An 18,790-nucleotide genomic window follows, 5' to 3' on the forward strand; every position below is an offset into this window, starting at 1 on the left:
GGTCGAGGAATCCGGTCCGTCAGCCGTACGTGTCGCGGGGGCCGCGGCCGCCGCGGATGGTGCGGGGGCCCTTCCGCCAGGTGTAGGTGTTGGGGCCGAGGACCTTGACCTGGGTGACGGTGCCTTCGCCGAGCTCGGCGTTCAGGCGGAACAGTAGTTGCGGCACGAGCAGGTCGAGTTGGACCTTCCACGCCGTCGACGACGTACGGACGGTCAGCACGGTGTCGTCGTACGACTCCGGCTTGCAGTGCTCGGCCATCTCCGGTCCGACGATGGCCGGCCACCGGGCCATCACGCCGTGGACGGCGACGTCGACCTCCCAGCCCTGGTCGCGCATCAGCCGGCCGAGGGTGTTGGTCAGCCGCTGCGGGTCGCGGTCGTCGGGGCGGGCGCTGCTGATCTGGGCACCGATCCGCGGCCGGCGGCGGCGTTTGACCGGCTTGATGCCGCCCTTGGCCGCCTGCTGCTTCAGTCGCGCCGCGAGCGACTTGGCCAGCTCAAGCCCCCGTGGGTTGTGCTCTGCTGTCTCGTTCGTGTCGCCCGTCTCGTGCTGGGCGGCGTCCTGCGGGAGTTCTTCGGGGATGTCCGAGGGGTCAGGCACGCTGCACGACCCCCTCACCCACCTCGAAGCGAGCGCCGCTCAGCTCGTCAGGAACGTCCGCGCCGACCGCCGCGGTCACCAGCACTTGCTCGGCCGGCGCCACCAGCTCGGCCAGCCGGTCCCGGCGCTGTGAGTCGAGCTCAGCGAACACATCGTCGAGGATCAGCACCGGTTCACCCCCGTCCGCGCGCAGCAGGTCATACGACGCCAGTCGCAACGCGAGTGCGAAGGACCAGGACTCACCGTGACTCGCGTACCCCTTCGCAGGCAAGTCCCCGAGCCCGAGCAGGACGTCGTCGCGGTGCGGACCGACCAGCGACACCCCGCGATCGAGCTCGTCCTGCCGCTTGTCCCGCACCGCCGCGAGCAGCACCTCCTCGAGCTGCTCCCGCGACGCGATCCCCGGCTCGAGCAGCACCGACGACTTGTACTCCAGCCGGGCATCACCCTTGCCCCGGGCAACAGCGTCGTACGCCGTCGACACCAGCGGCCGGAGCGCCTCGAGCAGTTCCAGCCGGGTCGCGAGCAGTTCGGCGCCGGACCGGGCCAGGTGCGAGTCCCAGACCTCGAGTGTCCGGAGCTGTCCCTCGGCCGCGCTCGTCCGGTTCTGCCGACGCGCCTGCGAGGCACTCCGCAGCAGCGAGTTCCGTTGCTTGAGCACCCGGTCGTAGTCCTGCCGTACGCCGGCCATCCGCGGCGAGCGCAGCGTCAGCAGTTCGTCCAGGAACCGCCGCCGCTCGGACGGATCGCCCTTCACCAGCGCGAGATCCTCCGGCGCGAACAGCACCGTCCGGAGCAGCCCCAGGACTTCCCGGGCGCGGGGCACCGGCGAGCGGTTGATCCGCGCACGGTTCGCCTTCCCGGGGTTGATCTCCAGCTCGACCACGACGTCCCGGTCGTACTGGCTGCGGATCTCGGTCCGCACGATCGCCCGAGCGGCGCTGGCCCGCACCAGCGGTGCGTCGTTGGCCACCCGGTGCGATCCGAGGGTCGCGGTGTAGTGGATCGCCTCGACCAGATTGGTCTTGCCGTGGCCGTTCGGTCCGACGAAGGCCGTCACGCCGGGACCGAGCTGGACCTCCGCCTGCGGGTACGAGCGGAAGTCGACCAGACCCAGGGCGGTGACGTACACCTCAGTTCTTGGGCGGGGTCGCGTACGAGGGGTCCGCGGCCTCGGCGTCCTTCACCGCGTGCCCGCCGAACTGGTTGCGCATGGCAGCGATCGCCTTCATCGCCGGCGAGTCCTCCTGCCGGGACGCGAACCGGGCGAACAGCGCGGCCGAGATGGCCGGCATCGGCACCGCGTGGTCGATCGCGGCCTCGACGGTCCACCGGCCTTCACCGGAGTCGTCGGCGTACCCGCGGATCTTCGCCAGGTGGTTGTCGTCCTTCAGTGACGCGACCAGCAGGTCGAGCAGCCAGGACCGGATCACGGTGCCCTCGCGCCAGGACTCGAACGCCTCCGGCACGTTCTCCACGACGTCCGCGGCCTCGAGCAGCTCGTAGCCCTCGGCGTAGGCCTGCATGATGCCGTACTCGATGCCGTTGTGGACCATCTTCGAGAAGTGGCCGGCGCCGACCTTGCCGGCGTGCACGAAACCGAACTCGCCCTCGGGCTTCAGCGCCTCGAAGATCGGCATCACGACGTCGACGGTTTCCTTGTCACCGCCGCACATCAGCGCGTAACCGTTCTCCAGGCCCCAGACACCGCCGGAGACACCACAGTCGACGAACCGGATGTCCTTCTCGGCGAGCTGGGCGGCGCGGCGGGTGTCGTCGGTCCAGCGGCTGTTGCCGCCGTCGATCACGATGTCGCCGGGGGAGAGCAGGTCGGCCAGCTCGGTGACGACCGGGTCGATGGCCTGCACCGGAACCATGATCCAGACGACTCGCGGCTGCCCGTCGGCGGTGAGCTTACCGACCATGTCGGCCAGGTCCTTGGCGTCGGAGATGTCCTGGTTGTGATCGAATCCGACCACCGTGTGACCGGCGTTCCGGATCCGCTGGCGCATGTTGCCGCCCATCTTGCCGAGACCGACAAGGCCGAGCTCCATCGTGAATCCCCTTGTTCTGTTGGTGTTCAGCTGTTCAGACGGACCGGCATCAGCACGTAGCGGAACTCGCTGATCGGATCACCGTCGAAGTCCCTCACACCGGTCAGTTCGGCCGGCTTCGTCGCCTGGGTGAAGGCCAGGTGCGCGACCGGCGTGCCGATCGCGCCGAGACCGTCGAGCAGGTACGTCGGATTGAAGCCTACGGTCACCGGCTCACCGATCACCCGGGCCTCGAGCGACTCCGATGCCTGCGCCTCGTCGCCGCTGCCCGCGTCCAGCGTCACGCTGTCCTCGTCGAAGGTCAGCCGCACCGGGGCGTTGCGCTCCGCGACCAGGGCGACACGCTTGACCGCCTCGACCAGCGTCGCGGTGTCGATCCGTACCCGGGTCGCGATCGCCGCGTCGGTCGGGATGATGCCGCGCACCTTCGGGAACTCGCCGTCCAGCAGCCGGGTGGTGGCGCGCCGGTTGCCTCCGGACACCTCACCCTCGAAACCGACGATGCCGTCACCGGTACCCGGCGCGGCCAGCGACACGATCACGTCGGAGCCAGTCATCGCCTTCGCGGTTTCGGACAGTACGCGGGCCGGCACCAACGCGGCTGCCGACGCGTCGGGGGACTGCGGGTTCCACTCCAGCTCGCGGATCGCCAGCCGGTACCGGTCGGTGGCCAGCAGGGAGATCGTGGAGCCCTCGATCTCGACCCGGACGCCGGTCAGCACCGGCAGCGTGTCCTCGCGGCCGGCCGCGGTGACCACCTGGGAGACCGCCTGCGCGAAGACGTCGGACTTGACCGTACCGCTCGCGGCCGGAAGCTCCGGCAGCGCCGGGTACTCCTCGGTGGGCAGCGTCTGCAAGGTGAACCGCGAGCTGCCACACGTGACCTGTGCCTTCGCGCCGTCCACGGCGACGTCCACAGGCTGGTTCGGAAGACTCTTGGAGATGTCGGCGACGAGCCGGCCGGAGATCAGGCACTTGCCGGAGTCGGCCACCTGCGCGGGCACGGTGACCCGGACAGAGGTCTCGTAGTCGAAGCCGGACAGGGTGATCTGCCCGTCCTCGGCCTCGACCAGAAGGCCGGCAAGGATCGGAACACTGGGACGACTGGGCAAACTGCGCGCGGCCCAGGCCACCGACTCGGCCAGTACGTCGCGCTCGACGCGAAACTTCACCGCTGGGTGCCTCCTGATTCGGCTGTGTGCCAGGCAGATCCTGCCACGGACAAGTGTGCTCTACGCCCATCGGGCCTGACGTGGCGCTTCGGGCGGGTCGCGTCGGCGTCGTTCCGGTCCGCCCGCGCGCCGTTGCGTGCGGTGGTCCGAGACCAGCCTGACAGGTCCCGCCGGAAGGCGCGAGATCGGGGTTTTCCCCAGATCGGGCCGCACGATCGATTTGTGGCCTTCGAGATCTCTATAGATTCCATAGTGTTCTTCGCACCGGTGGATACTGTGGAAAAGCGGCGAGTTCGCAGGTCAGACCCCGAATCGGCCTGGGGACGCCGTGTGGACGACGCTCGCTTCGGTTGAGGACGACGGTGGACGGCGAAATCTGTCCCCACAGCCAATCCACACCATCGACGGGGCTTTCCCACAGTTTTCCACAGCTGTGTCCCCAGCCTGTGTGATGCGAAGAGCCGGTCTCTCACTGCTGCTTTGCTTGGTGTTTGATCCGGTTCGTGAGCTCGGTGACCTGGTTGAAAACGCTGCGCCGCTCCGACATCAGTTGCCGGATCTTCCGTTCGGCGTGCATCACCGTCGTGTGGTCGCGGCCGCCGAACTGCTGACCGATCTTCGGCAGCGACAGGTCGGTCAGCTCCCGGCACAGATACATGGCGATCTGCCGCGCGGTCACCAGCACCCGGCTGCGGCTCGAACCGCACAGGTCGTCGATGGACAGACCGAAGTACGACGCGGTCTGGCCCATGATCATGCTCGCGGTCACCTCGGGCTTGCTGCCCTCGGGGATCAGGTCCTTCAGCACGATCTCGGCCAGGCTGAGGTCGACCGGCTGCCGGTTCAGGCTGGCGAACGCGGTGACGCGGATCAGCGCGCCCTCGAGCTCGCGGATGTTCGTCTGCACCTTCGACGCGATGAACTCCAGCACCTCCGGCGGCGCCGTCAGCCGCTCGGTCGCGGCCTTCTTCCGCAGGATCGCGATCCGGGTCTCCAGGTCGGGCGGCTGGATGTCGGTGATCAGACCCCACTCGAACCGGTTCCGCAGCCGGTCCTCCAAGGCCTCCAGGCGCTTCGGCGCACGGTCAGAGCTGATCACGATCTGCTTGTTCGCGTTGTGCAGCGTGTTGAACGTGTGGAAGAACTCTTCCTGCGTCTGGATCTTGCCCTCGAGGAACTGGATGTCGTCGATCAGCAGAACGTCGACATCGCGGTACCGGCGCTGGAACTGGGACGCCTTGTCGTCGCGGATCGCGTTGATGAAGTCGTTGGTGAACTCTTCGCTGGAGACGTACCGCACGCGGGCCCCGGTGTAGAGACTGCGCACGTAGTGACCGATCGCGTGCAGCAGGTGTGTCTTGCCCAGACCGGAGTCGCCGTAGATCAGCTGCGGGTTGTACGCCTTGCCCGGCGCCTCGGCCACCGCCACGGCGGCCGCGTGGGCAAACCGGTTCGAGCTGCCGATGACGAACGTCTCGAACGTGTACTTCGGGTTCAGCCGGGCCTCGCCCTGCGCCTCCGTGGCCGGCTGCGACTGGCCGTTCGGCGACGCACCAATGGGTGAAGCACCCTGCGGCGCGGGCTGGCCGAATTGTTGCTGCTGCTGTTGTTGCTGTTGCGGTGCCTGCTGCTGGTCGTAGTGCTGCTGGGGCGCGCTGAACTGGTTGTCCGGGTCCGTCAGGGCCGACTGGATCGTCGGCTGGAACGCACCGTCGGTCCGCAGCGGCTCCCGGATCGCCGGCGGCTGCAGATGCTGCTGCGGTTGTGCCGGCTGTGGTGCTTGCCGCGGCGTCTGCTGTTGGTGGGCTTGTGGCTGCGGAGCTTGGTGCTGCTGGGGGGCCTGCTGCTGGCTGTACTGCGGTTGCTGAGCGGCTTGCTGTGCCTGCTGACCTTGCTGGGCAGCTTGTTGAGCAGCGTTCTGCTCGCGGAGCTCCGGGTCGAGGGACGGGTCGACGGTGACGGCGATCCGGATGTCGCGGCCGAACGTCTCGGTGAGAATCCGCTCGAGGTCCGGACGCAGCCGGGTCTCCAGCTGACCGCGGGTGAAATCGTCGGGAACGGCAACGATCGCGGTGCTTTCGTGCAGCGTGACCGGACGCGAGTTGGCCAACCAGGCACGCTGGTTCGGCGGCAGGCCGGAGAGCACACGCGCCCAAGCCTCACCGAGATCCGTCAGCACCGGCGCCGCCTGTTGCACCTGGACGTGTTGCTGCGGCTGAACAACCGGCTGGCTCGGCTGCTGCAACTGCTGGGTGGGCTGCTGCGTCTGGTGCTGCGTCTGGTGCTGTGCCTGATGCTGCATTGGCTGCGTGGGCGGCATGGACTGCTGGGTCGGTTGCTGGTTGTGCGGTTGTTGCTGCTGCGAGTACTGCGGCTGCGGTACCTGCTGCTGGGGAGCCTGGTGGGGCGACAGCTGATGAGCTACCTGCTGCTGAGGCGAGTGCTGTTGCGGCGCGAATTGCTGCGGAGGTTGCTGGCTGTACTGCGGCTGTGCCTGCGCCTGTTGCGGCTGTTGCGACTGCTGCGACTGCTGAGCGGCCTGGTCCTGGTGGAGAGCCTGGTCCTGCTGTGCGGTCTGGGCGTGTTGCACCGCGTCGTCGTGCTGCCCCTGGTTCTGCGGCGACTGCTGCTGTTCTACGGGCTGCCGTTCTGTGGGCTGTTGGTACGCCGACTGCTCCTGCGCCGGGTACTGGGACAGATGCGGCTGTTCCGTCGGCTGCTGCTGCACGACAGGCTGCTGCTCGGACGCCTCTTGCTGCGTGGGCTGCTGCGTGGGCTGTTGCGTGGGCTGCTGGAGGTGCTGCTCCGCTGTCTCTCCGTCGTGCGCCGCCCGCTCCGCGTGCTGCTGTTCGCGCTGCTCGTGCTCGTTGGGCTGCTGATCCTGCGCTGCTTGCTGCCCGGAGAACATCTGCTCAGGGAGTTGCTCCCCCTGGGACTCGGACAGTTCGACCGGCGGCTGCTCGGTGGATGCCTGATCCAGTGCCTGAGCCGCGGGTTGATCCAGTGCCTGAGCCGCGGGTTGATCCAGTGCCTGAGCTGATGGTTCCGCCGCTGCTTGGGCCGGTGATTGCGCCGGTGCCTGTTCGGGGGACTGTTCGGGGGACTGTTCGGGGGACTGGGCCGGTGGGTGGGCGGGTGCGCTGTCGGGTGACCATTGGTTGGTGGCTCTGTCGTCCACACGTGCCTCCCCGTCGATCGGGACCGCGCCTGCTGCGTTGCCGCCGCCAGTACCCCAATCCGCCGTAGCCCAGGCGTTACCCGCTCCGGGGTACTGATTCACGGCCGGTGCCGCACCGAAGTACGACGTACCGGCCGCGGACTGGGGTGGGCCGGCCGGAAGATCGGTGGCCGCGCGCTCAAGTTCGGAGCGGTAGTACGGAGCCGGCGGCGCCGGGCGATAGCCGGCCGTCGGCGGCTCGGGCATCGGAATGGGGAGCGACGGGCTCAGGTAATCACCCGGATCCAACCGCGGCATCGGCTGCTCAGCCACCCCCGACTGCCCCGAATCGGCCTCTGGCGCTGGCCGGAGGCCGGCGCCGGGCTCCGGCTGCAGACCGGGCTCGGGAGGGAGGTCGGGCTCGGGGCGCACCTCGGGTTCAGGACGGAGGTCCTGCGGGCCGTCGGCGAGACGATCCGTTCGGTACTCGGCCGGGCTTGATTCCACCGGTGTGAATTCCGCACTGGCGGAATGGTCCTCGACCACGCGTTGCTCCCCGAATCCATCGCTGCGGTGGCCGGCGCGTCCGGACTGATCCGGGTGCGCGACCGTTCGACCCGACCACCGTGCGGTCACTGTCCACACGGTTGTCCACAGTTGTGAACGACCGCCGGAACAAGTTGGTTACCGATCGCGGGGTGTGGGACCTCTGGTGTGAGGAAGTGACGCTAACAAGTCCGCCCACACGGCATCAACCCGTCATCCACAGGCTATGAACAGCAAATTGGGGGCAACTTGCGGCGTGTCGGGTAGACGCCGGAGCGTAGCCGTGGTGCGAAGTCGCTCTCTGTTGCGGTTCGGGCCGGACAGTGACGGACACTTGGCCGACCAGTTAACCACGATCCTGTCCACAGGGCTGTGGAAAACCTTGGGGATACCTGGTTTGACCTGTCCACAACGAGCCACGTACCGTGGGTCAGTCGGTGTTGAGCCGGCCGTTTCGTGCTGCGCTCCCTGCGGGACCACCCTCTGGTTCTCCGACGGTGTGCAGGATGCACCAACGGGCAGGTCCGGTCAGTGGGTCTGCCGGCCAATTTTGTGTTTCTCGAGTAACCGGAGTCATTCCAGTGAGCAAGCGGACGTTCCAGCCGAACAACCGTCGTCGGCACAAGAAGCACGGCTTCCGTCTTCGGATGCGCACCCGCGCGGGTCGCGCGATCATCGCTGCCCGTCGTGGCAAGGGTCGTCAGCGCCTCGCGGCCTGAGCGACTCGGTAGACGGTGACCACCTCGTGTTGCCCGCGTCGCACCGGTTACGCCGGTCCGACGACTTCCGTCGCGCCGTCCGGTCCGGTCGGCGCGCGGCGCGACGCGCGGTGGTCCTGCATGTGCTGGTGCAGACCGGCCAGGACGGCGCGGCCGAACCGGCACGCGTCGGGTTCGTTGTGAACAAGGCGGTGGGCAATGCGGTTCTGCGGAACCGGGTCCACCGCCGTCTGCGTGCAGTGATGGCGTCCCGGCTCCCCGAGCTTCCGCCCGGTAGCCTGACCGTGGTCCGCGCGCTCCCGTCGTCCGCCACGGCGTCGTACGACGAGCTCGCGGCCGATGTCGACAGCGCCCTGAGCCGGGTGCTGCGACCATGATGCGGTTCAATCCGGTGCGGAGCGGGATCATCGGTTTCCTGAAGTTGTACCGGCTGCTGATCAGTCCGATGTACGGACAGGTCTGCAGGTTCTACCCCAGTTGTTCGGCGTATGCCTTGGAGGCGGTCGAGCGCCACGGTGCGGTGCGCGGTAGCTGGTTGGCGATGAGAAGACTCGTTCGCTGCCACCCGTGGAACCCCGGAGGCTACGACCCCGTTCCACCCAGAGATGTCGACCAGCGCGGAGAGTCTCTCTCCGCCAACCAGCCCGGATCGTCCGCCGATGCCGGGCCTGTGCAGCGAGGTGTGTGAGTGACTCTTCTGGCCATCCCCGGACTCGCGGTGTGGGACGGGATCGTAGATCTGTTCAACACGGTGATGACACCGCTGTACTGGGCTGTCTCCGCACTGCTGGTGGGGTGGCACTGGCTGCTCGGTCTGGTGCTGGATCCGAACGGCGGCTGGGCCTGGGCGCTCTCGATCGCCGGCCTGACCATCGTCATCCGGACTCTGCTGATCCCGCTGTTCGTCCGGCAGATCCGCTCCAGCCGGAACATGCAGCTGCTGCAGCCCAAGATGAAGGAGCTGCAGAAGAAGTACGGCCACGACCGGGAGAAGCTCGGTCAGGAAATGATGAAGCTGTACAAGGAGACCGGGACCAACCCGTTCTCCTCGTGCCTTCCGCTGCTGCTGCAGTCGCCGGTCTTCCTCGCTCTGTTCCGCGTGCTCGACGGCGCCTCGAAGGGTGAGGCGCACAGCAGCATCATCGAGCCGCACGTGGAGTCGCTGCGACACGCCACGATCTTCGGCGCCGAGATCTCGCAGACCTTCCTGAAGGCCAGCGGCCCGGGCGCGAACAACGTCAAGATCGTCGCGATCGTCCTGATCATCCTGATGACCACGACGATGTTCATCACGCAGCTGCAGCTGATGCGGAAGAACATGCCGAAGGAGGCCCTCACCGGCCAGGCCGCGCAGATGCAGAAGATCATGCTGTACGTCTTCCCGATCTTCTTCCTCATCGGTGGCTTCAACTTCCCGATCGGTGTGCTGATCTACTGGTTCGTCTCGAACGTGTGGACGATGGGCCAGCAGTTCTACGTGATCCGTCGCAACCCCGCTCCGGGTACGCCGGCGTACGACGCCATGCAGGCACGCAAGCGCGAGCACAACCTGCGTCACGGCCGGGCCGCCGACGAGGGCGTGCCAGGCACCGACGGCGCCGCGACCGCTACCGAGACCACGGACCGCCGGCCCGCGCAGCGGCAGCAGCCGAAGCGGCAATCGCGCAGTAACCGGAAGTCCGGCGGCGCGGGTGGTGCTGCGGGCGGCGCGGCGACCGCAGCCAGCAACGGCCAGACGTCCGCGCCCGCCGAGGACGCTTCCGTTCAGGACGCGCCGCAGCAGGAGGCGCCGAAGAAGGCTCAGGCCGGTGCTGCCAAGAAGCAGCCGGCCGGCAAGAAGGGCTCGGGTGCGAAGCGCCAGCCCGCAGCGAAGTCGGCCGCGCAGCGCAAGGCCGCGCAGAAGCGCTCCGGCGGCTCGCGCTGATCCTGCGCACGCCCTTGTGCTCGGCCTGCCGAGCTCGTGATCGACGGGAGTCCCGGTGAGGCGGATCCCGACACTGTGAAGACATTCGAAGGAGTGGCCGTGACCGACGGCATGCAGAACACCGACTCGGCGGGACAGTCCGCCGGTACCAAGTCCGCGGCGGACCGGCTGAAGGCTCTCGAGGCCGAGAGCGACATCGCCGCGGACTACCTGGAGGAGTTGCTCGACATCGCCGATCTGGACGGCGACATCGACATGGACATCGACGGGGACCGCGCCGCGGTCTCGATCGTCGGTGCCGAACTGAACAACCTGGTCGGTGAGAACGGGAAGGTCCTGGAGGCGCTGCAGGAGCTGACTCGGCTGGCCGTCTACCGGGAGACGGGTGAGCGCTCGCGGTTGATGCTCGACGTCTCGAACTACCGGGCGAACCGGAAGGCCGAGCTCGAAGAGGTCGGCCGGAAGGCGGTGGAGGAGGCGAAGGCCACCGGTGCTCCGGTTCGGCTCGACCCGATGACGCCGTTCGAGCGCAAGGTCGTGCACGACGTGGTGGCTGCCGCCGGCCTGACGTCGGAGTCCGAGGGCGAGGAGCCCCGCCGGCGCGTGGTGGTCCAACCGTGACCGCGCGCCGATGACCGACCCGTCTGTTTCACGTGAAACGCCGCCGCTCGTGGAGAAGCTGTTTCCACGGGCGGCGGTCCGGCTTTCGGCGTACGCCGAGTTGCTCGCAACCGAAGGCACTCTCCGCGGGCTGATCGGTCCACGCGAGGTCCCGCGACTCTGGGATAGGCACCTGCTGAACTGTGCCGTGGTCGAGCGCATCATCCCCGAGTCGGCCTCTGTCGCGGACATCGGCACCGGCGCTGGGTTGCCGGGCATCGTGCTCGCGATCGTGCGCCCGGATCTCCAGGTCGACCTCGTCGAGCCGTTGCTGCGCCGGACCACGTTCCTTCAGGAAGCTGTCGACTCGTTGGAGCTGCACAACGCGACAGTTGTCCGCGCACGAGCCGAGAATCTCCCGCCGGCGTCGTACGACGTCGTCACGTCTCGAGCTGTCGCTCCACTGGCGAAACTCGCTCGGTGGTGTCTGCCGCTCTGTATCGAAGGCGGTCTGATGCTGGCGATGAAAGGGGCGTCCGCGGAGGAGGAACTGGACGCCTCAGAACGCGAGTTGATGAAGCTCGGTGCAGAGGTTTGTCATATTCAGCAACTCGGCGGCGATGAACTCGCCAACCCCACGACTGTGGTGAGTATTGTGGCGGGACGTGCTGCAGGGGGATCCCGGCACGGTAGACACGGGAGGTGAGCGGGTTGGTGAGTCGTGCCCTCGGATGGCCTGAGAAGAGCAACGGTGAACCGAGGTCGTCACAGGGCATTGGCTGGCCCGCCGCACCGGACACTGCTGTACGAGTGGTGACCCCGGAACCCGCACCGTCCGCAGTACCCGCCCCCGCGCCCCCGGTACGGACCTCACCGACGCCGGCACGTTCGTCGACACCGACGCCTTCTACCCCGGCCGCGCCCTCGACGTCGGCCGGGCCTTCTTCTCTGGCCGGGCCCTCGACATCGACAGGACCTTCGGCACCGGCACAGGCCCCGACGTCGACCGGGCCCTCGGCACCGGCACAGGCCCCGACGTCGACCGGGCCCTCGGCACCGGCACGGGCCTCGACAGGGGTGGAGCGGTCGGAGCCGAGCGACCATTCGGCAGCGGAGACCGCGGAGTTGGGCGACGCCGAGCCCTCGCCGGCCAGCGGTGTCACGGTTCCAACGATCGACACGTCGGGGCTTCAGGCCGCTGCCGCGGCCGGGCTCGACGACTCACTGACGAACGGCCACGTGCCTGTTTCACGTGAAACGCCTGACATGCGGGATGATGGGTCCGGGTCCGATTCGGCGTCACTGGTGGACGTCGAGCCGGACCTCTCGGAGTCTCCACGGCCTGTGGATGACGACCGGAGGAAACCGCCCCCGCACACGGGAATTCGTCCACAGCAGCCTGTGGACGGAGCTGGGGGCAGACCCGCCCCGACCCCTACAGACATCCTCTTCGGGCCAAGTCCCGCACCTCTTGGAATGGGCGCTATGACTGCCGCACAGATCGCCGCGCGGGCCACGTCGGACGAGCTTCAGCGACGACTTCTCGAGACTCCGATCGCTGCCGCCACCGAACGGACGCTGCTGGTGAATGAAGGACGCACGATGGGCCGTGAGTTCCCGTTGCCTGACAAGACCCGGGTCTTCGTCGTCGCCAACCAGAAGGGTGGCGTCGGCAAGACCACGACAACGGTGAACGTCGCGGCCGGCCTCGCGCTGTACGGCGCGAAGATTCTCGTCATCGACCTCGACCCGCAGGGCAACGCCTCGACGGCGCTCGGTATCGAGCACGCCGAAGGCACCCCGGGCGTGTATGAGGCGGTCATCGAGGGACAGCCGCTCAGCAAGCTGATCCAGCCGTGCGCCGAGCACCCCGGAATCCACGTGGTCCCCGCGACCATCGACCTGGCCGGTGCCGAGATCGAGCTCGTCAGCCTGGTCGCGCGCGAGAGCCGGCTGAAGAGTGTCCTCGAGGCGTACCTGGCCGAGACCGAGGCCGCAGGGGAGCGCTACGACTACGTCTTCATCGACTGCCCGCCGTCGCTCGGCCTGCTGACGGTGAACGCGCTGACGGCCGCGCGCGAGGTGCTCGTCCCCATCCAGAGCGAGTACTACGCGCTAGAGGGCCTGTCCCAACTCCTGCGCCACATCGACATGGTGAAGTCGCATCTGAACCCGGCGCTGGACGTCTCGACGATTCTCCTGACGATGTACGACGCTCGCACGAAACTGGCCGGGGAGGTCGCGGCCGAGGTTCGCGGCCACTTCAAGGACGCCGTACTGCGGACTGCCGTACCGCGTTCGGTGCGTATCTCGGAGGCGCCGAGCCACGGGCAGACCGTGCTCGCGTACGACCCCGCGTCAGCCGGCGCGCTGTCGTACCTCGAGGCTTCGCGCGAGATCGCGATGCGGAACAACGCCTGACCATCTGGATCGGTGTGGCACCGTTTCACGTGGAACGGCGCCGGTCGTGCAGGCGGACCATGCGCGTTTCACGTGGAACGTACGCTGTGGCGCGACGGTGAGCCCGGCGTTTCACGTGAAACTGTGTGCGCGGCCTGTGGATGCGGCTGCGTGTCGTGGTCAGGAATGTGATTAGGTCAGCAGTAGCTCAGCAGGCAGTCGAACTCCAGGGAGCGCGATGAACACCCGACTCGGACGCGGACTTGGTGCGCTGATTCCCAGCTCGCCGACGGCTGGTACTACCACCCTCGGCAGCAAGTCGAACTCGATCCCGGGTGCACCCCCGGTCGCAGCGCCCACGCAGCCTGAGCCCGCGAAGCCGGAACTGGCCGCGGTACCCGGCGCCACGTTCGCGGAGATCGAAGTCGACAAGATCACGCCGAACCCGAAGCAGCCGCGGACGGTCTTCGACGAAGAGGCGATGGAGGAGCTCGTCCACTCGGTGAAGGAGATCGGCCTTCTGCAGCCGATCGTCGTTCGCCGACTCGACGCCGACTCGTACGAGCTGGTCATGGGCGAGCGGCGGTGGCGGGCCACCCAGACCGCCGGGCTGAAGACCATCCCGGCGATCGTCCGGGACACGTCCGACGACGAGATGCTCCGTGACGCCTTGCTCGAGAACCTCCACCGCAGTCAGCTGAACCCGCTCGAGGAGGCGGCTGCGTACCAGCAGATGCTGGACGACTTCGGCTGCACGCAGGAGGTCCTCGCGACGCGCATCGGCCGCAGCCGACCGCAAATCTCCAACACGCTGCGACTGCTGAAGCTGCCGGCGTCCGTGCAACGACGGGTGGCAGCCGGCGTTCTGTCGGCGGGACACGCTCGGGCGTTGCTGGGTCTGCCGAGCGGTGACGCGATCGAGCGGCTCGCACAGCGGATCGTTGCCGAGGGGCTGTCGGTGCGGACGGTCGAGGAGATCGTGGCGCTCGGCGACATGAACTCCGATGACGACCCGGCGCCTCGCCGGCGCAACAAGCCGGTCGCGCCACGGCTGGTCGATCTCGCCGATCGCCTGTCGGATCGTTTCGAGACACGGGTGAAGGTGGACCTCGGCAAGAACAAGGGCAAGATCACCGTCGAGTTCGCGACTCTGGACGATCTCGAGCGGATCGTCTCGCTGATGGATCCGAACACTTCCCGCGGATCCTGACCGCGCTGCTGTTTGTTCATCGCGTTGTTCATCGCGTTGTTCATCGCGCTGCTCTCGGTCGCGCTGCCTCTTGGTACTGGTCTCAACCGCACTGGTTCTGACAACGCCCGCCGAATTGTCGGCGGGCGTTGGTATGTCTATGACTTTCCTGTGCGGCGACGGTGAGGAGACCTCTGATGCAGGATCGGCCGCGGGTAGTGGTCAGCGTGGAAGCAAGCGCGGACGGCAAGGTCGCACTCGCTCGGAACGCACTGCTGATGCATGAGCCGAACACCGGTCTTTGGCAGACGATGCGGCCCGGCGTGCCTGACTCGGTTGGGCTTGACTCGACTGGGCTTGACTCGGTTGGGCTTGACTCGACTGGGCCTGACTCGACTGGGCCTGACTCGGTTGGGGTCGACGTGCTGGAGCTCGTAGAGCGGGAGCACGGCTGCAACGCCGTGCTGGAAGGCAGTGGAAGCCTCGTGGCAGAGGATCTCGAGGTTGCTGAACTTCCGCCCTTCGAGGGTGATGTCGCTGGGCTCTACGAGCACTTCCTGCCCGCGGACATCGTGGGGCAGCCGTCGCCACCGCACAGGTGGTTCACCGTCGTCGACAGCCGCGGGCGGGTGCGATGGACGGAGAAGCATCCGGAATGGGATGCCCTGGTGCTGGTCGCGCGGCGGACACCCGCCCGGTATCTGGCGTACCTGCGGCGGGAGCGCATCTGCTATCTCGTAGTCGGTGAGGAGCGGGTCGATCTGCCGCGGGCGATGGCGGCAATGCGCACCGAGCTCGGAATCACCTGCGTGCTGTCGACCGCCGGCGGTGGTCTGAACGGCGCACTGCTCCGAGCCGACCTGATCGACGAACTGCACCTCACGGTGCTGCCAGGTCTCGTTGGGGGACTCGGGACCCCTTCAGTCATGGACGGCCGACCGCTCGAGGTCGGCGTACCTCCGACGCGTCTACAGTTGCTCTCCGTCCACCAGGACGGCGGCGGAACGGTCCGCCTCCACTACGCCGTGATCAGAGCCTGAGAGCTTGAATCCGCCCTTCCGAGGGCTCCGATGAGGCGTTTCACCGCCGAAAATGACACCGACGTAAGTTGCTGAAGGTCGCTGAGAATCGCGCTCACAGAGCTAGTTAATGCCACGAACGACCGGGATTCATACCCCAATCGATTTGTCGACAAATCTCCAACGAGACATCTCCCAATGTTTCACATGAAACATTGGTCCGAGCGCCCACTGACGCGAATGTTGCTGGAGGCATCAGGCGGCGGCGCCGGACTTGGCGGCGCCGGACTTGGCGGGGGACCTCTCGAGTATGTCGGTAGTGCACGGCCTGAGACCGAGTTCGATCCGGTCGACGCCGGCTTCGGGCAGGCGCCGCGCCGGGCTGCCGATCGTGCTGGAGCGGTACACCGGGAACTTGCTGGTCCAGCAGCGCCAGGAGGTGCTCGGCGACGTCACGCTCGACTACACCGAGGCGCAGATCGCCTGTGGCTGGGCGAACTGCTGGACGAGATGCTTGACCCGCTGCTGGACTCGGTGCGCCAGATTCTGCCGCGGTGACGGGTGTCGGCCTGGGGACGGCGTCGCGCGTGGGTCACGGCGCGGAGCGTGGGTCACGGCGTCGAGCGGCTCGGCTGCGGCGCTTCGGACACAATGCGCGTAGGGCAACGCGCGCGATCGATGTGGTGCTCGCTTCAAATGGCCGGAGCAGTCGTGCAGGTGATGGCAGCCACGTCGTAGGCCGAGGTCCGAGGAGCGGACCTCGGGTGCGGACCTGTGATTCCCGTCAAGTCGTGGCGAATGGTCGTCACCACAAACGTCGAGTCGTGGACATTGGCTGAGATAAGTCGCCGTTCTTCACGACTCGACGGTGACGCGAGGGCCAGCGCCAGCGGGCGGAACGAGGCACCTCAGCGAGGCACCTCAGCGAGGCATGTGTCGTGTCATCGAGTCGTGAGTGCGATGCGCAGCGCCGATCACCACGAATCGGTGGCTCCTCGGCGCGGTGGGGTCTGCCCAGGTGCACCGCCGGGTAGGCGGGAGTTGGGCCCGGCTCACCCGGGCGGGTATCGACTGAGAAAGGGCGTCGGGGGCCGGGGGCGAGCGGGCGCCGGGGCGAGCGAGGGCGAGTGCACCAGGCCGACAGGACCCGGCAGGTCTATCGGGGACGGGCCTACCGGGGACGGGCCTACGGGAGACGGGCTTACCGGCCGAGGAGGTCGTGGGTGGTTTTGCGTTCGGCGTAGAAGGAGAGGAAGGGGATGGTGCCGGCCAGGGCGGTGAGGACCAGGCGGGGGAAGGACCAGCGGACCCGGCGGAACAGGTCGAAGGTGCCGAGGAGGTACACGACGTAGAGGAAGCCGTGCATCGGGCCGATCACGTTCATGGCGCTGGGGTTGTCGGCGAAGTACTTGAGCGGCATCGCGACGAACAGCAGCAGGAGCAGCATGACGCCGACGATGTACGCGATCACGCGGTAGCGGGTCAGCGCACCGCGGACGGCAGGGCTGACGGGGCCGGTGGCGGACGTGGCGGGATCGGCAGAGGAAGTCACGCTGAAACGGTACCGCTTGGCTCCACAGGCTCACCGACCTGGTCGCCACCCGCACCACCCGCACCACCACCCGCGCCACCACCCGCGCCGACTGCTCCGTCCGCCACGTCGTCCGGGTCTTCGGGGTCTTCGGGAGAGTGATGGGCGTCGCGGACCATGCGGGTCCACATCCAGAGGGTGAAGGCGGCGAAGATCCACCACTGGAAGGCGTAGGCGACGTTTCGCCAGCCGGCGTGGTCGGTGGGCGGCGGTGGTGGTTCGACAGCCGCGGGTGCAGGCGAGGGTACGGCGCCGGAGTCGACGGTGGACTGTACGACGAACGCGTCGTACACCCGGTACGGCACGAGGTCGACGATTGTCGGGATCCGCAGCGACGAGAGCACGCGGCCGTTGGCGGCGTCGCCGGACGAATCCTCGGCCTCGGACGCGATCACGGTGCCGGTCAGCCGTACCGGACCCGACGGTGCCGCAGCGGACGGATCGGAGACCGATGGCACCCAGCCACGCACGACCATCACCGCGTCGGTCGACGACAACTTGACCGGAGACACGACCCAGTAGCCGTTCTTGCCGTCGTGTTCGCGGTCAGCGATGAAGAGCTGGTCGGCGGCCGGCCCCCAGGTGCCGTCGACCGTCACGCGACGCCCGACAGCCTTCGCCGGCAGCCCTTCGTCGATCGAGAACAGCGACCGCAGACCCACCGGCGCAGCGGCGGCACGTTGCGCAGTGGCGTCGGCCGTTTTGGAGCGATACACCCCGAGCTGCCATACGCCGAAAACCGTCATCACCGACGCGAGGACAAGCGCGAGGGCGAGCAGGCCTAGCCACTGCGGCTTCACCACCGTGCGCCACAGCGGCCGATCCGGCTCGCGCAACTCAGCCATCGGACAGTCAGCGCGCGGCGGCCGCAGCCAGCAGATCGCGGCAGAGTACGCCGAGTTCGATCCCGGCCGCTTCCGCAGCCAGCGGAACGAGCGATGTCTCGGTCATCCCCGGCGCCACGTTCACCTCGAGGAACCACGGCACCCCGGCCGAGTCCACGACGAGATCGGTCCGGGACAGGTCCCGCAGACCAAGCGCCTGATGCGCCTCGACCGCGGCCGCGGCACACGCCTCGGCGGCCTCCGTGGCCAGTCGAGCAGGTACGACGAACTGTGTCGCGCCGGCGGTGTACCGGGCCTCGTAGTCGTAGAACCCCGAATCCGGACGGATCTCCACCGCCGGCAGCGCCCGCGGACCGTCGCCGGTGTCGACCACCGTGACGGCCACCTCGGTGCCGTCGATGTACTGCTCGATCAGCGCGACCGGGCCGTACGCGTAGCAGTTCACCATCGCCGACGGCAGCTCCTCGGCCGACCGTACGATCGACGCGCCAAGTGCGGATCCGCCGCGGGCCGGCTTCACGACCAGTGGAAGCCCGACCTGCTGGACCACGGCCTCCATCAACGCCGCGGCGCCGAGCTCGCGGAACGTGTCGTGCCCGAGGACGACCGACGCCGGGGTGTGCAGTCCCGCACCGCCGACAACCGTCGCGGCGACCGGCTTGTCGAACGCCGTACGGCACGCGGCCGCGTCGGCGCCGACGTACGGGACGCGGTACAGGTCGAGGACCTGGCGGAGAGCGCCGTCCTCACCGGTGACACCGTGCAGCACCGGGAACACCGCGTCCGGGGGATCGTTCCGCAGCCGATCGACCAGGGAGGCGTCGACGTCACGCTGCTCGACCTCGACACCGACACTGCGCAGGGCATCCGCCACTCGGCGGCCGGACCGCAACGAGACGTCGCGTTCGTGCGACAGCCCGCCTGCCAGTACCAGCACTCGACCCAGATCACTCATCACAAATATCCCGATCAC

The 18,790-nt window shown here is 67.9% G+C and carries 18 protein-coding genes and 1 pseudogene; 10 read left to right on the plus strand and 9 right to left on the minus strand.

Annotated elements, in window-relative coordinates; translation table 11 throughout:
- Nucleotides 1-19: 19 nt before the first annotated feature.
- The 5 genes from AB0B82_RS12030 to dnaA all read right to left on the minus strand — a co-directional run bounded on the left by AB0B82_RS12030 (nt 20) and on the right by dnaA (nt 6,024).
- On the minus strand, nt 20-601 hold the full coding sequence (locus AB0B82_RS12030) for a DciA family protein (protein WP_360165602.1): 582 nt from the start codon (nt 599-601) through the stop codon (nt 20-22).
- Nucleotides 594-1,733, minus strand: coding sequence for a DNA replication/repair protein RecF (gene recF / locus AB0B82_RS12035; RefSeq protein ID WP_360165605.1), 1,140 nt, complete (start codon nt 1,731-1,733; stop codon nt 594-596). Before recF ends, AB0B82_RS12030 begins: the two co-directional genes overlap by 8 nt.
- Nucleotide 1,734: 1 nt before the next feature.
- The gene (gnd, locus tag AB0B82_RS12040) at nt 1,735-2,655 is read right to left on the minus strand and encodes a phosphogluconate dehydrogenase (NAD(+)-dependent, decarboxylating) (RefSeq protein WP_360165608.1); all 921 of its coding nucleotides are present in this window, start codon (nt 2,653-2,655) and stop codon (nt 1,735-1,737) included.
- A gap of 26 nt (nt 2,656-2,681) precedes the next feature.
- Nucleotides 2,682-3,827 carry a DNA polymerase III subunit beta gene (gene dnaN, locus AB0B82_RS12045; protein WP_360165611.1) on the minus strand — a complete coding sequence of 382 codons (1,146 nt, stop codon included), beginning with the start codon at nt 3,825-3,827 and terminating at the stop codon, nt 2,682-2,684.
- Nucleotides 3,828-4,296: 469 nt separating this feature from the next.
- On the minus strand, nt 4,297-6,024 hold the full coding sequence (gene dnaA / locus AB0B82_RS12050; protein WP_360165613.1) for a chromosomal replication initiator protein DnaA: 1,728 nt from the start codon (nt 6,022-6,024) through the stop codon (nt 4,297-4,299).
- 6 nt (nt 6,025-6,030) lie between these two features.
- On the opposite strand from dnaA, the gene AB0B82_RS12055 reads away from it, so the two are divergent.
- From AB0B82_RS12055 to AB0B82_RS12100, 10 genes and pseudogenes are all read left to right on the plus strand, one after another.
- Nucleotides 6,031-6,867: a hypothetical protein gene (locus AB0B82_RS12055; RefSeq protein ID WP_360165616.1), complete on the plus strand. Its 837-nt coding sequence runs from the start codon at nt 6,031-6,033 to the stop codon at nt 6,865-6,867.
- 1,244 nt (nt 6,868-8,111) lie between these two features.
- Nucleotides 8,112-8,249, plus strand: coding sequence for a 50S ribosomal protein L34 (rpmH, locus tag AB0B82_RS12060; protein ID WP_130386492.1), 138 nt, complete (start codon nt 8,112-8,114; stop codon nt 8,247-8,249).
- Between the two features lie 26 nt (nt 8,250-8,275).
- Nucleotides 8,276-8,626: a ribonuclease P protein component gene (gene rnpA / locus AB0B82_RS12065; protein ID WP_360165619.1), complete on the plus strand. Its 351-nt coding sequence runs from the start codon at nt 8,276-8,278 to the stop codon at nt 8,624-8,626.
- Entirely contained in the window at nt 8,626-8,937 is a 312-nt protein-coding gene (gene yidD / locus AB0B82_RS12070) for a membrane protein insertion efficiency factor YidD (protein WP_360165621.1), read from the plus strand. The genes rnpA and yidD overlap by 1 nt, the downstream gene beginning before the upstream one ends.
- Before the next feature lie 9 nt (nt 8,938-8,946).
- Nucleotides 8,947-9,927: pseudogene (yidC, locus tag AB0B82_RS12075) on the plus strand (membrane protein insertase YidC); the annotation flags it as partial.
- Nucleotides 9,928-10,284: 357 nt separating this feature from the next.
- A complete protein-coding gene (locus AB0B82_RS12080) occupies nt 10,285-10,794 on the plus strand; it encodes a R3H domain-containing nucleic acid-binding protein (RefSeq protein WP_360165772.1) in 510 nt (169 codons plus the stop codon).
- A 10-nt stretch (nt 10,795-10,804) separates the two neighbouring features.
- Nucleotides 10,805-11,479, plus strand: a complete 675-nt coding sequence (gene rsmG, locus AB0B82_RS12085) for a 16S rRNA (guanine(527)-N(7))-methyltransferase RsmG (protein ID WP_360165624.1) — start codon at nt 10,805-10,807, stop codon at nt 11,477-11,479.
- Between the two features lie 779 nt (nt 11,480-12,258).
- Complete coding sequence (locus tag AB0B82_RS12090; RefSeq protein WP_360165627.1) at nt 12,259-13,194, plus strand: AAA family ATPase; 936 nt, start codon at nt 12,259-12,261, stop codon at nt 13,192-13,194.
- Between the two features lie 217 nt (nt 13,195-13,411).
- Nucleotides 13,412-14,383, plus strand: coding sequence for a ParB/RepB/Spo0J family partition protein (locus tag AB0B82_RS12095; RefSeq protein ID WP_360165630.1), 972 nt, complete (start codon nt 13,412-13,414; stop codon nt 14,381-14,383).
- A gap of 401 nt (nt 14,384-14,784) precedes the next feature.
- Nucleotides 14,785-15,402 (plus strand): dihydrofolate reductase family protein, encoded by a 618-nt coding sequence (locus AB0B82_RS12100; RefSeq protein ID WP_360165633.1) that lies wholly within the window; start codon nt 14,785-14,787, stop codon nt 15,400-15,402.
- A gap of 234 nt (nt 15,403-15,636) precedes the next feature.
- Here AB0B82_RS12100 and AB0B82_RS12105 read toward each other — a convergent pair whose 3' ends face one another.
- From AB0B82_RS12105 to AB0B82_RS12120, 4 genes are all read right to left on the minus strand, one after another.
- Nucleotides 15,637-15,837, minus strand: a complete 201-nt coding sequence (locus AB0B82_RS12105) for a hypothetical protein (RefSeq protein ID WP_360165636.1) — start codon at nt 15,835-15,837, stop codon at nt 15,637-15,639.
- A 745-nt stretch (nt 15,838-16,582) separates the two neighbouring features.
- Entirely contained in the window at nt 16,583-16,933 is a 351-nt protein-coding gene (locus tag AB0B82_RS12110; protein WP_360165639.1) for a DUF3817 domain-containing protein, read from the minus strand.
- Complete coding sequence (locus AB0B82_RS12115; RefSeq protein ID WP_360165642.1) at nt 16,930-17,817, minus strand: SURF1 family protein; 888 nt, start codon at nt 17,815-17,817, stop codon at nt 16,930-16,932. The genes AB0B82_RS12110 and AB0B82_RS12115 overlap by 4 nt, the downstream gene beginning before the upstream one ends.
- A gap of 7 nt (nt 17,818-17,824) precedes the next feature.
- Nucleotides 17,825-18,772: a D-alanine--D-alanine ligase gene (locus tag AB0B82_RS12120; protein WP_360165645.1), complete on the minus strand. Its 948-nt coding sequence runs from the start codon at nt 18,770-18,772 to the stop codon at nt 17,825-17,827.
- Nucleotides 18,773-18,790: the final 18 nt, after the last annotated feature.

The organism is Kribbella sp. NPDC048915 (assembly GCF_040649595.1).
In the GTDB taxonomy this organism is placed as follows: Bacteria; Actinomycetota; Actinomycetes; order Propionibacteriales; family Kribbellaceae; genus Kribbella.

Excerpts from the sequence above, each read along its gene's own strand:
- gnd (WP_360165608.1), bottom strand. The coding sequence starts at position 2,655 with ATGGAGCTCGGCCTTGTCGGTCTCGGCAAGATGGGCGGCAACATGCGC.
- yidD (WP_360165621.1), top strand. The coding sequence starts at position 8,626 with ATGCGGTTCAATCCGGTGCGGAGCGGGATCATCGGTTTCCTGAAGTTG.
- AB0B82_RS12080 (WP_360165772.1), top strand. The coding sequence starts at position 10,285 with ATGCAGAACACCGACTCGGCGGGACAGTCCGCCGGTACCAAGTCCGCG.
- rsmG (WP_360165624.1), top strand. The coding sequence starts at position 10,805 with ATGACCGACCCGTCTGTTTCACGTGAAACGCCGCCGCTCGTGGAGAAG.
- AB0B82_RS12090 (WP_360165627.1), top strand. The coding sequence starts at position 12,259 with ATGACTGCCGCACAGATCGCCGCGCGGGCCACGTCGGACGAGCTTCAG.
- AB0B82_RS12095 (WP_360165630.1), top strand. The coding sequence starts at position 13,412 with ATGAACACCCGACTCGGACGCGGACTTGGTGCGCTGATTCCCAGCTCG.
- AB0B82_RS12115 (WP_360165642.1), bottom strand. The coding sequence starts at position 17,817 with ATGGCTGAGTTGCGCGAGCCGGATCGGCCGCTGTGGCGCACGGTGGTG.
- AB0B82_RS12120 (WP_360165645.1), bottom strand. The coding sequence starts at position 18,772 with ATGAGTGATCTGGGTCGAGTGCTGGTACTGGCAGGCGGGCTGTCGCAC.